The 13,994-nt window shown below is 64.2% G+C and carries 13 protein-coding genes and 1 tRNA gene; 3 read left to right on the top strand and 11 right to left on the bottom strand.

Features of this window, described 5'->3' with window-relative positions; genetic code table 11:
* Nucleotides 1-12: 12 nt before the first annotated feature.
* Both metE and Q0877_RS00680 read right to left on the bottom strand, forming a co-directional pair.
* Entirely contained in the window at nucleotides 13-2,340 is a 2,328-nt protein-coding gene (gene metE, locus Q0877_RS00685; RefSeq protein ID WP_299165072.1) for a 5-methyltetrahydropteroyltriglutamate--homocysteine S-methyltransferase, read from the bottom strand.
* Nucleotides 2,341-2,371: 31 nt separating this feature from the next.
* Nucleotides 2,372-3,316, bottom strand: coding sequence for a methylenetetrahydrofolate reductase (locus Q0877_RS00680; protein WP_299165070.1), 945 nt, complete (start codon nucleotides 3,314-3,316; stop codon nucleotides 2,372-2,374).
* A 335-nt stretch (nucleotides 3,317-3,651) separates the two neighbouring features.
* Between Q0877_RS00680 and Q0877_RS00675 the strand changes: the two genes are divergently transcribed.
* Nucleotides 3,652-4,767: an FUSC family protein gene (locus Q0877_RS00675; RefSeq protein ID WP_299165069.1), complete on the top strand. Its 1,116-nt coding sequence runs from the start codon at nucleotides 3,652-3,654 to the stop codon at nucleotides 4,765-4,767.
* On the opposite strand, the gene Q0877_RS00670 is transcribed toward Q0877_RS00675, so the two are convergent.
* A complete protein-coding gene (locus Q0877_RS00670; RefSeq protein WP_299165254.1) occupies nucleotides 4,764-5,804 on the bottom strand; it encodes an App1 family protein in 1,041 nt (346 codons plus the stop codon). The genes Q0877_RS00675 and Q0877_RS00670 overlap by 4 nt on opposite strands.
* Before the next feature lie 470 nt (nucleotides 5,805-6,274).
* On the opposite strand from Q0877_RS00670, the gene Q0877_RS00665 reads away from it, so the two are divergent.
* Both Q0877_RS00665 and Q0877_RS00660 read left to right on the top strand, forming a co-directional pair.
* A complete protein-coding gene (locus tag Q0877_RS00665; RefSeq protein WP_299165068.1) occupies nucleotides 6,275-7,204 on the top strand; it encodes a 5'-3' exonuclease in 930 nt (309 codons plus the stop codon).
* Between the two features lie 27 nt (nucleotides 7,205-7,231).
* Nucleotides 7,232-7,861: a GyrI-like domain-containing protein gene (locus Q0877_RS00660; RefSeq protein WP_299165066.1), complete on the top strand. Its 630-nt coding sequence runs from the start codon at nucleotides 7,232-7,234 to the stop codon at nucleotides 7,859-7,861.
* A gap of 56 nt (nucleotides 7,862-7,917) precedes the next feature.
* On the opposite strand, the gene Q0877_RS00655 is transcribed toward Q0877_RS00660, so the two are convergent.
* The 8 genes from Q0877_RS00655 to proB form a co-directional block, all read right to left on the bottom strand.
* A tRNA-Ala gene (locus Q0877_RS00655) sits at nucleotides 7,918-7,993 on the bottom strand.
* 105 nt (nucleotides 7,994-8,098) lie between these two features.
* On the bottom strand, nucleotides 8,099-8,776 hold the full coding sequence (locus Q0877_RS00650; protein ID WP_299165065.1) for a histidine phosphatase family protein: 678 nt from the start codon (nucleotides 8,774-8,776) through the stop codon (nucleotides 8,099-8,101).
* The gene (rsfS, locus tag Q0877_RS00645) at nucleotides 8,773-9,222 is read right to left on the bottom strand and encodes a ribosome silencing factor (protein ID WP_299165064.1); all 450 of its coding nucleotides are present in this window, start codon (nucleotides 9,220-9,222) and stop codon (nucleotides 8,773-8,775) included. Before rsfS ends, Q0877_RS00650 begins: the two co-directional genes overlap by 4 nt.
* 25 nt (nucleotides 9,223-9,247) lie before the next feature.
* A complete protein-coding gene (locus tag Q0877_RS00640) occupies nucleotides 9,248-10,336 on the bottom strand; it encodes a hypothetical protein (RefSeq protein ID WP_299165063.1) in 1,089 nt (362 codons plus the stop codon).
* A gap of 21 nt (nucleotides 10,337-10,357) precedes the next feature.
* Nucleotides 10,358-10,975, bottom strand: coding sequence for a nicotinate-nucleotide adenylyltransferase (gene nadD, locus Q0877_RS00635; RefSeq protein ID WP_299165253.1), 618 nt, complete (start codon nucleotides 10,973-10,975; stop codon nucleotides 10,358-10,360).
* An 86-nt stretch (nucleotides 10,976-11,061) separates the two neighbouring features.
* Nucleotides 11,062-11,301: a hypothetical protein gene (locus Q0877_RS00630; RefSeq protein WP_299165062.1), complete on the bottom strand. Its 240-nt coding sequence runs from the start codon at nucleotides 11,299-11,301 to the stop codon at nucleotides 11,062-11,064.
* A gap of 158 nt (nucleotides 11,302-11,459) precedes the next feature.
* Entirely contained in the window at nucleotides 11,460-12,794 is a 1,335-nt protein-coding gene (locus Q0877_RS00625) for a glutamate-5-semialdehyde dehydrogenase (protein WP_299165061.1), read from the bottom strand.
* Between the two features lie 42 nt (nucleotides 12,795-12,836).
* Nucleotides 12,837-13,985: a glutamate 5-kinase gene (proB, locus tag Q0877_RS00620; protein ID WP_299165059.1), complete on the bottom strand. Its 1,149-nt coding sequence runs from the start codon at nucleotides 13,983-13,985 to the stop codon at nucleotides 12,837-12,839.
* Between the last annotated feature and the right edge of the window lie 9 nt (nucleotides 13,986-13,994).

Raw genomic sequence — 13,994 nt, 5'->3', positions numbered from 1 at the left:
TGGTGGTGCGTGCTAGGAGACCGGGGCCTCCAGCTGGGAGCGGACAGCCACCGTGGCGTTGACGAGGTTCCGCAGCGATTCCTCGGTCTCGGCGTAGCCGCGGGTCTTCAGTCCGCAGTCCGGATTGACCCAGAGCTGGCGGGCGGGGACATGCTGCACGGCCTTCTCAAGCAACTCAGCCACCTCTTCCTGGCCGGGGACGCGAGGCGAGTGGATGTCATAGACACCCGGTCCCACGCCCCGCTGAAAGCCGTGCGCCTCAAGATCATGTACCACCTCCATGCGGGAGCGAGCCGCTTCAATCGAGGTGACATCAGCGTCGAGCCCGTCGATGGCATCGATGATCGCGCCGAACTCCGAGTAGCACAGGTGCGTATGGACCTGCGTACCCTGCGCGGCGGACGCCGTCGACAGCTTGAAGGAGTTGACGGACCACTCGAGGTATTCGGGCTGGTCTTCCTTGCGCAGCGGCAGGAGCTCGCGCAGCGCCGGCTCGTCCACCTGGATCACCTTGATACCGGCGGCTTCGAGATCGGTCACCTCATCGCGCAGGGCGAGGGCCACCTGGTTGGCGGTGTCTCCCAGCGGCAGATCATCGCGGACAAAGGACCACGCGAGAATGGTCACCGGACCGGTCAGCATGCCCTTGACCGGCTTCTCGGTCAGTGACTGCGCGAACTCAGCCCACGGCACGGTGATGGGCGCAGGACGGCTCACATCGCCCCACAGGATCGACGGCCGCGTGCAGCGCGAACCGTAAGACTGGACCCAACCATGGACAGTCACGTCGAAGCCGTCGAGGTTCTCAGCGAAGTACTGCACCATGTCGTTGCGTTCAGGTTCGCCGTGCACGAGGACGTCGAAGCCGAGTTCCTCCTGCAGGTCGATGACGCGCCTGATCTCGTCCTTCATGAGCTGCTGATACTGCTCTGTGGTGAGTTCGCCCCGGTTTGCCCGCGCCCGCGCGGACCGAACCTCGGAGGTCTGCGGGAAGGAACCGATGGTGGTGGTTGGAAGGGCCGGCAGGTTCAGTGACTCTTCCTGTGCGGCGAGCCGCGCTTCGTAGTCCCCCCGGGAGAAGTCCGACGGCGTCAGGGCGGCGGCGCGGTCGCGTACCTCGCTGCGGCTTACGCCCGCGGCGTTGGCACGGGAGGCGAGGACCTCCGCCGCGGCCTTGATATCAGCGTCGATGGCTCCAGGGCTGCCGATCGCACGGGAAAGGGTGACAACCTCCTTAACCTTCTGGTCAGCGAACGCAAGCCAGCTGCGCAACTGGGCGTCGAGCTGCTGCTCGTCATTGACGTCGTGCGGAACGTGCTGCAGCGACGTGGAGGTGGACACAGCGAGTGCGGGCACTGACACTTCCAGTTCGGCCAGCTTCGCCGCAGCGGCGCCAAGGTCGGCCTTCCAGATGTTGTGGCCGTCCACGACGCCGGCGACCAGAGTGGTCGATCCGAGCTTCGCCAGGTCATCTGCCGCGGGAACGGCACCCTTGAACACGTCGATGTGGAGAGCGTCGATGGCGGTTCCCGCGAGCACCGGCAGGAGTGAACCGAGCGATCCGTACTGGCTGGTGACCAGGATCGCGGGCCGGCTCTTTGCCTCGCCGGCAAGCACCGCGTAGGCGCGCTCGACGGCGGCAGCCACCTCGGTTCCCGGAATAGCCTGGTCTGCCACCAGCGAGGGCTCCTCGAGCTGGACCCATTCCACGCCTGCCTCAGCGAGCTTGCCGAGCAGCTCGACGTACAGCGGAAGCAGGTCGTCCAGGCGGCTGAGCGGATCGAAGTCGGCCGGCGCCTCGTCTGCGGCCTTGCTGAGCAGCAGGAAAGAGACAGGCCCGATGAGCGTCGGCCGCACGGAGTAGCCTGCCGCGGCGGCTTCTGCCACGTCGCGCAAGATCCAGTCGTTCGCCAGCGAGAACGCGGTGTCCGGTCCGATCTCGGGCACAAGGTAGTGGTAGTTGGTGTCAAACCACTTGGTCATTTCGAGCGGCTGGCGCTCCCTGTCACCGCGGGCGAGCGTGAAGTAAGCGTCAAGGCCCAGTGAGCCGTCGCCGTCGTACAGGTCCTTGAAGCGGTCGGATACGGCACCGAAGGTGACCGCGGTGTCCAGCACCTGGTCATAAAGGGAGAACGACGCCGGAATAGACTGGTTGCCTGCCTCCAGGCCCAGCTCGGTCAGCCGGAAGTAGGTAGCTGCACGGAGTTCAGCCGCCGTAGCTTCCAGTTCGGCAGCGGAGGTGCGGCCCGCCCAGTACGCCTCGACGGCCTTCTTCAGCTCGCGGCGGCGGCCGATGCGGGGGTATCCAACGATAGTTGCCTTGGGGAATGCGGTTGTCATGAGGAGGTCCTTTGGTAGCGTTCGTTAGGTCTTATGCGGTGCGTCCGAGCCCACCCGGAACGGGGGGACGGCGAAGCTGAAGGTGTTCGAGCACGTCAAGCGCTGCGGCGTGCTCGTTGAAGGTGTAGAGGTGGATCCCTGGGGCACCGGCGTCGAGGGCTGCGTTGGCCAGATCCACCGTCGCCTGGACCCCGATGCGGCGTCGTGCGGCGTCGTCGTCGGCTGCTGCCAGCCGGTTCCGCAACTGGTGATCCACTTCGGTGCCTGCAAGCTCGCCCAGGCGGTCAAGCCTGCGCACGCTGGTCAACGGCATGACGCCGGGGATGATCGGGATGTCGACGCCGGCACGACGGGCAGCTGTCACCAGTCGTTGAAAGTGGTCGGGGAAGAAGAACACCTGGGTGATTGCGAAATCAGCCCCTGCCGCCTGCTTGGCGAGCAGCGCCTCGATGTCGTGATCGAAGCTGGGTGATTCCGGGTGCCTCGTGGCATACGCGGCGACGCCGACCGCAAGACGGCCCGCGCATAGGTGGGCCGTCCGCCGGCGTTCAGCTTCGCGGATAAGCCCCACCAGGTCACTGGCGTAGGCAAGGTCCCCCCGACCGGCTGCGGGATCCTTCGGGGTGTCTCCGCGGAGGGCAAGAATGCCCCGGACACCGAGTGTGATGAGTTCATCCACGAGATCCAGCAGGTACCCGCGGGTGTTGCCCACGCAGGTGAGGTGAGCCAGGGGGCGCAGGGAGGTTTCAGCCAGTAGCCGTGAGAGCAGATCGACAGCTGTGTCCCGGTTGGAGCCGGAGGCACCGTAGGTAACCGAGACATAGTCAGGGCTGGTCTGCTCCAGCTCGCGGATCGTGCGCCAGAGGGTTTCGGCAGCGCTGGTGCTGCGCGGTGGGAAGAGTTCATAGGACAGTGCAGGGTACGGCTCGGAAGCCGGGGGGCCTACGGTATGAATTGATTTCGATGGTTGCGACATTCGTATCCTTGGTCGTCAGGACATCCGATGAACGCAGGCACGATGCTTGTGCAGGCAGAACCGGAATGACATACGGAAAGGAGGCAGGAGGAATATTCGGTGGACCGCGCGGCCGCGCGGCACAGAACTCCTGCGAAACAAATGTCAGGCCCACATGGGGGCACCCACACTCCCTCGATTGGGGAGTCGCTGACCCGTTACGGAAGTAACTTGTCGTGAACGTTACGGCACCGCCGCGGGCGGCTTCAAGAATGTTGCACGGTGCCGCAACATTTCGTCGTTCTGCCCCAGCGCATACCTACGCCACTCTCATAATCAATTGCCATACTGAAGGAATGCCAAGCCTACTTACCGGTTCGCAGGCCGGAACCCGCGCGAGAAAGCTGATCACCCACGAGAGGGTGCTTCTGGCGATCAAGACGGCCCTTGCTGCCGCAATCGCATGGTGGATCGCACTGCGGGTTCCCGGTGTCGCCGCCCAGTATCCGTACTACGCCCCGCTCGGCGCAGTCGCGTGCATGTACCCGACCGTCGCGGGTTCGGCCCGCCAGGGCCTCGAAACCCTCATCGGTCTCTCCGTCGGGTTTGCACTGGCGTTTCCGATCATCCTCATCGGTGACGTCTCCGTGGTGTCCGTTGCCATCGTCGTCGGAGTGGGGGTGCTCGCGGCTGGGCTGCCGAAGTTGGGCGCTGGGCGTGACTGGATTCCGATTGCCTCGTTGTTTGTCCTCCTCGTGGGCGGTGAGAACCCCGAGGAATACTCCTTCAGCTATCTCATTCAGATGCTGGTCGGCGTGGTTGTGGGACTCTCGGTGAACATGCTGGTGTTCCCGCCGCTGCACCTCGACGGCGCCATCCGCGGTCTCCAGAATTTTCGGGAGCTGTTGGCTCAGCAACTCTCGGACATGAGTACGGCTCTAGGCGAATCCTGGCCGCCCGAGCACGAGGAATGGGCGGAGCGTGAGAGCCGCGTGTCCGACCTCGGCCGGGAAGTTCGTACGGCGGTCCAGCTCGCTGACAGCAGCCGGCGCGGAAACCCCCGACGGCTGCGCCACAAGCGGGACCTGAGCGCTGATTACCAGCGGCTGCAAGCGATGGAACGGATAGCGTTCCATGTCCAGGACATGACCGAGGTGCTTGCCGGGGTCATCTGGCGATCGCCAGAGTCCACTCCCCTGCCGCCTGCGCTGGTCGAACCCCTCGGCGACGCAATTGCGCGCACCGCCGAAGCGTTGAATGCCTGGGATCCGGACGGACCCAGCATGACAGAGGCAGAGGCTGCTGTGGAACGGCTGATGCAGGACATCGCGTCCGGAGCAGCAGCGGAACAGCGAATCCAGGCAACGGCGGCGCTTGGCATGGACCTGCGGCGGATTCTGCTGACAGTGCGTGCCGACTCCGCATCCCCTTACGAGGAGATCGCGCCGGAGTCCGAACAGAGTCCGGGCTAGGCTTCGTCCTCCGGGTCGATACGCACGGCGCCTTCAACAATTCCCAGCCTGCTCAGCTGCTCCGACATGCCGGCGCCGTCGCGGGCGTAGATCCACGGGCTGCCCGGGGTGGAACCGGCAGGGCTGGTCTTCGACCGGCCGCCGGCCAGGACCGCCTCGCTTGCGGAGAGCTGGCGGATGGCGATCGCCCGGACGTTTCCCGGGTGGTTTCGGGCGAACTCGGCGTAGATCGCCTCGTCATGCTGACCGTCGTCGCCGATCAGCAGCCACTTGACCGACGGAAACTCCTCGGCGAGGCGTTCCAGCGAGGATCGCTTGTGCTCCTGGCCGCTGCGGAACCAGCGGTCGCGGGTGGGACCCCAATCAGTGAGGAGCTTCGGCCCGGCGGGGTAAAGGTTACGGGAAAGGAAACGGGTCAGGGCAGGAGCAACGTTCCAGGCTCCGGTCGAGAGATAAAGGACCGGCGCTGCGGGATGCTTCCGGACGATTCTCTCCATGAGAACCGACATGCCGGGAGTCGGGGTGCGTGCATGCTCGTCCAGGACGAAAGTGTTCCAGGCCGCAAGGAATGGTCTCGGCAGCGCGGTCACCATGACTGTGTCGTCAATATCCGAGACGACTCCGAAGGTTACGTCGTTCTCGACGACCCGCACGGGCGCGTCGGCCACCACTGAATCTCCGGACTTGATCCGGACGGTATGCCAGCCCGGTTCCAGCGATGCGTCAACGTGCACATCGATGACGCCGCCCCGGTCCGCATGGACGACGGCGCTGGTTCCGTCGACCTCAAGGGTCACCTCGGCGTAGCGGACCGGCGCGCTGACGAAGTTGCGCCAGCCCCGCAGCCCCTCCTTGATGGGCTTCATCATCTCTTTGCCTTCGAGCGGCTTGAGATCCCGCGGATTCGACAGTACTACCCGGCCGAGCACGCGGATCCAGGTGGTGGTTCCGTAACCGGTGTACGGGATGATCGTCTCGACGCGGCCGCGCTGCTCAGCGATTCGGGTCTGGAGGGAGTGCCACGTGTCGCCGATCATCAGGCCGAGGTGAGTTCGCTCCCGCACCTCGTCTTCATGCGGCGGAAGCGGCGGTGGAGGAGGCACGGAAGATGCCTTGTCGGATGCCATGCAACCAGTCTTGCACGGCCGGCCGCCGGTCTACGTGAGGTCTTCTCAGGCGATGGCCTCAGCGTGCTGCTCCACCTGTTTCCAGACCGTAACCGTTCTATGGCCGGGATTGAGAAACGCGTGATTCCGGGAAGTGACTGTCTCAGCCGTCTTGCTCTCAACAAGCCAGGTCCGCTGACACTGACGGCACCGCATTAATCCACTCATGATCGCCCCATCATTCGTTCGTGCTTTGAGTTGCCGGTTCCAGTGTGAAGCACATCACTCCAAGCTTCAAGGGGTTTCCTCAACCAAATGGATTTATTTGTCCCTACACCGCCTGATCACCCGGCCCTGTGCGCCGTCGTCGTTCTGCGGCCTTGGCATGGGAGGATCGGACCGTGGCCGAACGACTGATGCTTCTTGATACTCCGTCCCTGTACTTCCGCGCCTTCTACGGGCTGCCCGACAGTCTCAAAGCAGCCAACGATATGCCCGTCAACGCTGTGCGTGGGCTGCTCGACATGATTGCCCGGCTGGTGACCGATTACGAGCCGACTCATCTCGTTGCCTGCTGGGATGATGACTGGCGGCCGAAGTGGCGTGTGGAGCTGATCCCCAGCTACAAGGAGCATCGGGTGGCCCGTAAGGTCACAGGCGGCCCTGACATCGAGGAAACCCCCGAGGGACTCGTTGCCCAACTCCCCCTAATCCGCGAGGTTCTCGCTTCGCTGAACCTCCCGGTCATCGGCGTCGCTGACCACGAGGCCGACGACGTCATCGGCAGCCTGGCCAGCCAGGCCGCCATGCCGGTGGACATCGTCACCGGGGACCGGGATCTGTTCCAGCTGGTCGACGACGGAAGCGGGGTGCGCGTTCTCTACACGGCGCGGGGAATGAGCAAGCTCGAGTCCGTGACCGATGTGACGGTGGTAGGCAAATACAGCGTGCTTCCCGGCCAGTACGCAGACTTCGCTGCCTTGCGGGGCGATACATCAGACGGGCTGCCCGGCGTGCCGGGCATCGGTGACAAGACAGCGGCAAGCCTGCTCAAGGAGTTTGTGGACCTTGACGGGATCATCGAGGCGGCGGCTGACCAGTCCAGCACCATGTCCGCGTCTGTGCGCCAGAAGCTCACGGCAGCCGCCGATTACCTCTCCGTGGCTCCGACTGTTGTCGGCGTAGTCCGGGACCTGGACCTCGGGTCGTTCGACTCGCAAATCCGGCCGCTCGATTCCAAGCAAGAAGACATTCTGAGAAAGCTTGCGGCTGAGTGGAATTTGGGCGGAGCGGCGGATCGGGTGCTGAAGGCGTACTCAGCGCGGGGTTGATCCTTCCGGAAACATCATTGGAATGTGATGACTGACAAGACCGACTTCAAGAAGACCCTCAACAGCTACCAGGCGAAGCGGGGTGAGTTCCGGGTGCTGGACGTGCCCGAAATGCAGTATCTGATGATCGACGGGCACGGTGACCCGAATACGTCACCTGCCTATGCCGAGACCCTCGGGGCGCTGTACCCGGTGGCGTACAAGCTGAAGTTCGCCAGCAAGGAACTCCTCGGACGTGACTACGTCGTCCCGCCGTTAGAGGCCCTATGGTGGGCAGACGACATGGACTCCTTCACGACGTCGCGTGACAAATCCCAGTGGCGCTGGACTGTAATGATCATGGTCCCTGGCTGGGCCGATCAGAGCATGTTTGAGGCTGCTCTTGAGAACGTCGGAGCCAAAACCCCTCCCGTACGCCTCGGGGATGTCCGCCTTCAGTCGCTGACCGAGGGGCGTTGCGTGCAGACGCTGCACGTTGGCTCGTTCGACGACGAAGGCGCCGTTCTGGCACGGATGCACGACGAGTTCATCCCCGACCACGGATTCCGCATGAATGGCAGACACCATGAAATCTACTTCAGCGACTTCCGGAAGGTTGCCCCGGAGAAGCTGCGCACCATCCTCAGACAGCCCGTCACCGTCGCCTCGCTGCAGTAAACACCCGGACACAGGAAATGCCCCACCGATTGGCGAGGCATTTCCGATATTCACATTGGTGGAGCTGAGGGGACTCGAACCCCTGACCCCCTGCATGCCATGCAGGTGCGCTACCAGCTGCGCCACAGCCCCAAACTCAGTTGCCCCGCTTTTCAGATTTTGCCGTAACCGGCCGAAGCAACTTGTCCAGTTTAGACAATTTTCCGGTCCCCGCAAAATCGGTGCGGTTAGACGGTTTCAGCCCTCCAGCGGAGCCGAGGGCATGGACGCCAGACCGATATTGTGCCCGGTCAATTGCCATCTCAGCGGCACCGCCGACGACGACGGATTCAGCTCCTCCAGCACAGACCAGTGACAGTTCGCCACGCCTGCCAACGACCCCCAGAGCTCCGGTGCAATCCCCATCAAAGCGGCAACGCCGGCGCGGATAGCTCCGCCGTGGCTGACCACGATGAGCGTCTGACCGGGCTGCAGCTGGGCGACGGCGTCAAGCGTCTCGAGCCGGCTCTCTCCGCCTCCGGCGGCTACGTGAGGGTCGCCTTCGTGCCAGGCCTGCTGGTCTTCCGGGAATCTGCGACCGATCTCGGCGAAAGCCAACCCTTGCCAACGCCCCGCGTAGGTCTCGCGGAACCGTTCGTCGGTGCCGGCTGAAATTCCCGTGGCAACGCTCAGTGCTGCAGCGGTGTCGCGCGCCCGTTCCAGATCGGAGGACACAATGAGCGACGGCGCCAGATGCTTAAGCTCATAAGCTGCCTGCGTGGCCTGCTGTCTTCCGAGGTCGTCGAGCGCAATGTCCTCCTGACCCTGAAACAGCCCGCGGGCGTTCCATTCGGTTCTGCCGTGGCGCCAGAATATGATCCGACGACCCTCGGGCGCGGAATCACCCGCCGCGCTGTCTACCGCGCGCGGGCTCACTCTGTGTCGTTGGCTGCAACGTCGGCCGGCGCAGCGTCCGTGGCTGTAGCGTCAACTGATGCAGCGCCAGCAGCTTCGTTGTTTACACCAACCAGCTGCAGGTCAACCTTCGGGCAGTCACCCCACAGACGTTCCAGTGCGTAGAAGACGCGGTCTTCCTGATGCTGAACGTGAATGACGACCTCTGCGTAGTCCAGCAGCACCCACCGGCCTTCGCTACGGCCTTCCCGCCGCACGGGCTTCAGATCCTGCTTGGCGAGTTCTTCCTCAATACCGTCGACAATGGCGTTGACTTGCCGTTCGCTGGGCGCCGAAGCCACGAGAAAGACGTCAGTGATCGCAAGGCGTTCACTGACATCGATGGCCACGATGTCCTGTGCAATCTTGTCCGTCGCTGCACGTGCCGCGGTGCGGGCAATCGCAATGGACGATTCCGATGCGCTCACTAATCTCCTAGGGTGTGGTCGATGGCTAGAAGCCGCCGACAATCATCATGATTCCGGTGATGAGCGCGAGTGCGCCCAAACCAACTACCGAATACTGCACTATCCGCATGCGCTGGACACGTGCCAATCCTGCCGTCATCGCGTCGAGGGGCTCGAGCCCATAGGCGCTGCGCGCACGAATGGGGGTGGCGCCGTCGGATCCTGGACGACGCTGCTCGCGCACCATCGCTTCCGCCTGCGCCAGCACGTGTGAGCGTCCGGTGGAGTCTGGCGATATTGCCGAGGACGGCGGTCTGCTCGACACAGCAGGTGCGGTGACAACGGGGATATGGGACGTGGTCGGCGCCGGGGCATCCGGTTTCTCCATCGGCATCCGAATGAACTCCACCGGCGACACAATCGACAGGTTATGTGCAGTCGTCGGATCATTGAGCAGCGGCTTGCGCTGCTTGTTCTCCTGAGTGAGCTGCTGGATTTTCTGCGCCCGCGTATTGAGCACTGCTGCCCGCTCGGCAAGCGCCTTCTGCTGAGCGAGCAGTTCCAGGTCCACGGAGAACGGATCGTCCTTCGCCACGGCCTCCATGGCCGCAACCTGGTTCTGCGCCTGGTTGATGATCGCTTCCCGGGTGGCGAGAGCCTGCTCCACCGTCATCTCGCTCTGATTGGCAGCTTCCTGATGCCCGGTCTGACCCGCAGGCGAGATTCCTTCCGCCTGGAGTCTCTTTTCCTGTGCGGCCTGCTGCTGCAATCGAAGCTGCCGCCGAGTGGGCACGCTGGAGGGCCGCTCGGCCTGTTGGTCTGCCAACGCACGGTAGCTGCGGAGCATCTCGCGGTCGCGGGCACGCACCTGCGACGCACGCTCCGTTGACGGAGCGGCCGACGACGACGGCGCATCCACCGGAACGTCTGCTGCCCGCCGGCTGCGCCGCTCGCGTGGTGCCGGCTCGAGGCTGACAGCCGCCGGCCTGCCGGACTGCACGGACGCCCCGTGCCCGAAGGGCGGCGCCGCCTCGGATTCGGATCTTCCCTCGGACGACACCTGGTCCCCGGCAGAAGTCGCGCGCGCGTGCCGGAGCGACCTCCGGCTTTGTGCGGACTCGTGACCGTTACTCATTACTTCTTCACCCAGTGATTGTCATGTTGTTTTTGTGGATACTTCAGGTTGGAACGGCGCTGCCGTTTCAGGGCTGCCCTCGCGGTAAAGCCCGTGCTTTGCGATGTACTGCACGACGCCGTCCGGAACCAGATACCAGACCGGCTCCCCGTCGGAGACCCGCCGGCGACAGTCGGTCGAGGAAATCGCCATGGCCGGAACCTCCATCAGACTGACATCCTTGCGTTGCGTGCTCAGAACATGACCCGGCCTCGTGACCCCGACGAAATGCGCAAGTGACCACAGCTCATCGACGTTCTTCCAGGACAGGATCTGTGCCATGGCATCGGCGCCCGTGATGAAGAAAAGCTCAGCTTCCGGGCGGGATGCCCGCAGGTCCCGCAATGTGTCGATCGTGTAGGTGGGCCCCGGCCGGTCGATATCAACCCGGCTCACCGTGAACCGCGGATTGGAGGCCGTGGCCACCACCGTCATGAGGTAGCGATGTTCAGCGGGACTGACTTCCTTGGCGTTCTTCTGCCATGGCTGTCCGGTCGGGACAAACACGACCTCGTCCAGATCGAATGCCGCAGCCACTTCGCTCGCCGCGACAAGGTGACCGTGGTGAATCGGATCAAAGGTTCCACCCATCACGCCCAGACGCCAGCGGGCTGAGCCGCCGGATGCTAGAGCGCTCGGGTGAATTCCCTGCTCGGGAGCGGACGCCGGAGGAACGGTCAAGGAGATCAGTGCTGGGAAGATTCGCCGTGGTCGTGCTTGTTCGGATGCTGGCGATGCGGATCGGCGTGCTCCTGGACCGCCTCATGGCGGTGACCCAGGCTGGTGAACGCGATGGTGACAAACATCAGCAGCAGCAGCAGCCCCATGATGATGGCGCCGTACGCAATGGCAGGCATGGGAAGCTCGGTGTGCTGTTCGGCAGTCTCGCCTGCGACTACAGCAACGTTGAGGATCTGGGTCAGCATTCTTCTCCCCTTGGGAACGAGATGTCCGCCCGCCGGCCGGGCGCGGGTCAGCGCATAACTTCACGACAGTTTCCGTACCATCCTACGCGCTAAGCGCAGACCGCTCGAACTGCGGCACCGGGACCCGCACAGCAGCACCGGCCCCTGCCGGTGCACTGCTAGCGGCGGATCTGCCCGTCCCCCTGGATAATCCACTTCGTGGTGGTCAGTTCACGCAGGCCCATCGGTCCGCGTGCATGCATCTTCTGCGTGGAGATGCCCACCTCCGCGCCCAGACCCAGCTCGCCGCCGTCCGTGAAGCGTGTGGAGGCGTTGACGATCACAGCGGCTGAATCCACACCGGCGATGAACTGCTCAGACCGCGCCAGATTGTTGGTGATGATGGCTTCGGTGTGCCCGGTGCTCCACGTCCGGATGTGCTCAAGCGCGTCATCCACGGTATCCACCATGGCAACCGCTATATCCAGATCCATGTACTCGCGCGCCCAGTCGTCGTCGCTGGCGGTGTCCGCCGTGACGCCCTGGGGAAGGATGCCCTGGATCCGGCTGTCCGCGTGGATGCGCACACCGGCCCTGGACAGTGCTTCCAGGACTGCCGGAGCCGCTTGTGCATCCTTGTGCACCAGGAGGGTCTCAACCGTGTTGCAGACACTGGGGCGGTGGGTCTTCGCGTTGAGAAGGATGTCCACCGCCATCTCCTCGTCTGCGCTCTCGTCCAGGAAGATGTGGACGTTGCCCTCACCGGTTTCGATGACGGGTACGGCAGCGTTCTTAACTACAGTCTGGATCAGGTCGCGGCCGCCGCGGGGAATGAGGACATCCACCTTCCCGCGGGCCTTCATCAGGATGTTGGCACCCTCGCGACCGAACTCGTCGACGGTCTGAACGGCGTCCGCAGGCAGCCCTGTCCGATCGAGGGCGTCCCGGATGATGCCGAGGAGTGCGGCATTGGTATGGGCGGCTGCGCTGCCCCCGCGCAGGATCACGGCGTTGCCGCTCTTGAGCGCGAGACCGGCGATGTCCACGGTCACGTTGGGCCGGGCTTCATAGATTGCCGCCACCACCCCAAGGGGAACATGGACCTGCCGGAGGCGAACGCCGTTGGGCAGTGTTTGCCCGCGGTCGATCGTACCGACGGGATCCGGCAGGCCGGCAAGGTTTTCGAGCGCTGCGGCCAGGCCGGCAATCCGCTCTTCACTCAGGCTCAACCGGTCCAGCAGGGCGGCTGAGGTACCCTTGGCGCGCCCCGACTCCAGGTCCTGTTGGTTTGCGCGCAGGATGGCGCCCTGATTGGCTACGAGTGCCTCACCGATTGCCTCAAGCGCCTTGTCCTTGTGGGACCGGTTGGCCCGGGCGATGATGCGGGAGGCGGTCCTGGCGCGGTCTGCGATGGCGTGCACAGCCTGCTGGACGTCCACCGGCGTGGCCGGCTGCTCGCCGTCTGCTTGGTCGGTGGTCAGGTGGGCAGTCTGCTGTGTGGTCACGTCAGTCATTCCCCCAGTCTAACGAGCGGGTCCGCACAACCCCAGCCGGCCCTAGGCCTGCGCGAGGGCCTTCAGGACCACGAGGTCATTGACGTGCACAACAGAGCGCTCGTATTCCCTGCCGAGTTCCTTTGAGAGCTCCCGGGTGGACCTGCCAAGCATCCGCGGCAGCTCGAAGGAGCTGTAGTTGACGAGACCGCGGGCGATGACCAATCCGGCACGGTCCACCATCTCCACCGGATCGCCGGCCTCGAATTCCCCGCCCACGGAAACTATCCCTGCCGGCAGGAGCGACCGACGCCGTTCCCCTATGGCCTTGGCCGCGCCGTCGTCAAGCATAAGGGTGCCCTGGATCCGGGCGAGGTGAGCGAGCCACAGCAGGCGGATCGGCTGACGGCGCCCGTTGGTACTGAACCAGGTACCAACGTCTTCGCCTGCCAGAGCCGCGCCGGCATTGTCGGCGGACGTGACCAGTGCGGGGATACCGGAGGAAGCAGCGATGGTGGCGGCTTCAACTTTCGTAACCATGCCGCCGGTGCCTACGCCGGCCTTTCCGGTCTTGCCGATGTTCACGCCCTCAAGGTCTTGAGGACCGCGGACCTCAGGGATGCGCTTCGCGCCGTCCTTGGGCGGTCCGTCGTAGAGGGAGTCGACGTCGGAGAGCAGGACGAGTGCGTCGGCCTTGACCAGGTGCGCCACCAGTGCGGCCAGGCGGTCATTGTCGCCGAAACGGATTTCAGAGCTTGCCACCGTGTCGTTCTCATTGACGATGGGAACGACACCGAAGTTCAACAGACGCTCCATCGCCCGGTGGGCATTGGCGTAGTGGCTTCGCCGGATCAGGTCATCGAGCGTGAGAAGCACCTGGCTGACGGTGACTCCGTGTGCGCCGAAGGCGTGGGTGTAACGGGCCATGAGCAGGCCCTGTCCCACACTGGCGGCGGCCTGCTGGGACGATAGCTGGTTTGGCCGCCGGGCCAGCCCCAGGGGGGCCAGTCCTGCTGCGATCGCGCCCGAGGACACGAGGATGACCTCAGTTCCCTCGTTGTGGCGCGCGGCAAGCACATCGGAAAGAGCGAAGAGCGCCTCGTCCGAGAGTCCTCCGGAGAGTGAGGTGAGAGAGGACGAACCTACCTTGACAACAATTCTCTTGGCTTTCGCCAGTCCGGAACGGGTCTTGAGCGGGCGCTTTACGGTCATCTATTCCTT

This window comes from uncultured Arthrobacter sp., assembly GCF_947495145.1.
Lineage (GTDB): Bacteria > Actinomycetota > Actinomycetes > Actinomycetales > Micrococcaceae > Arthrobacter_D.
This window is presented reverse-complemented; position numbering and strand designations above follow the sequence as displayed.

Excerpts from the sequence above, each read along its gene's own strand:
- Q0877_RS00675 (WP_299165069.1), top strand. The coding sequence starts at position 3,652 with ATGCCAAGCCTACTTACCGGTTCGCAGGCCGGAACCCGCGCGAGAAAG.
- proB (WP_299165059.1), bottom strand. The coding sequence starts at position 13,985 with ATGACCGTAAAGCGCCCGCTCAAGACCCGTTCCGGACTGGCGAAAGCC.
- metE (WP_299165072.1), bottom strand. The coding sequence starts at position 2,340 with ATGACAACCGCATTCCCCAAGGCAACTATCGTTGGATACCCCCGCATC.
- Q0877_RS00670 (WP_299165254.1), bottom strand. The coding sequence starts at position 5,804 with ATGATCGGCGACACGTGGCACTCCCTCCAGACCCGAATCGCTGAGCAG.
- Q0877_RS00625 (WP_299165061.1), bottom strand. The coding sequence starts at position 12,794 with ATGACTGACGTGACCACACAGCAGACTGCCCACCTGACCACCGACCAA.
- Q0877_RS00660 (WP_299165066.1), top strand. The coding sequence starts at position 7,232 with ATGACTGACAAGACCGACTTCAAGAAGACCCTCAACAGCTACCAGGCG.
- Q0877_RS00640 (WP_299165063.1), bottom strand. The coding sequence starts at position 10,336 with ATGAGTAACGGTCACGAGTCCGCACAAAGCCGGAGGTCGCTCCGGCAC.
- Q0877_RS00680 (WP_299165070.1), bottom strand. The coding sequence starts at position 3,316 with ATGTCGCAACCATCGAAATCAATTCATACCGTAGGCCCCCCGGCTTCC.
- Q0877_RS00630 (WP_299165062.1), bottom strand. The coding sequence starts at position 11,301 with ATGCTGACCCAGATCCTCAACGTTGCTGTAGTCGCAGGCGAGACTGCC.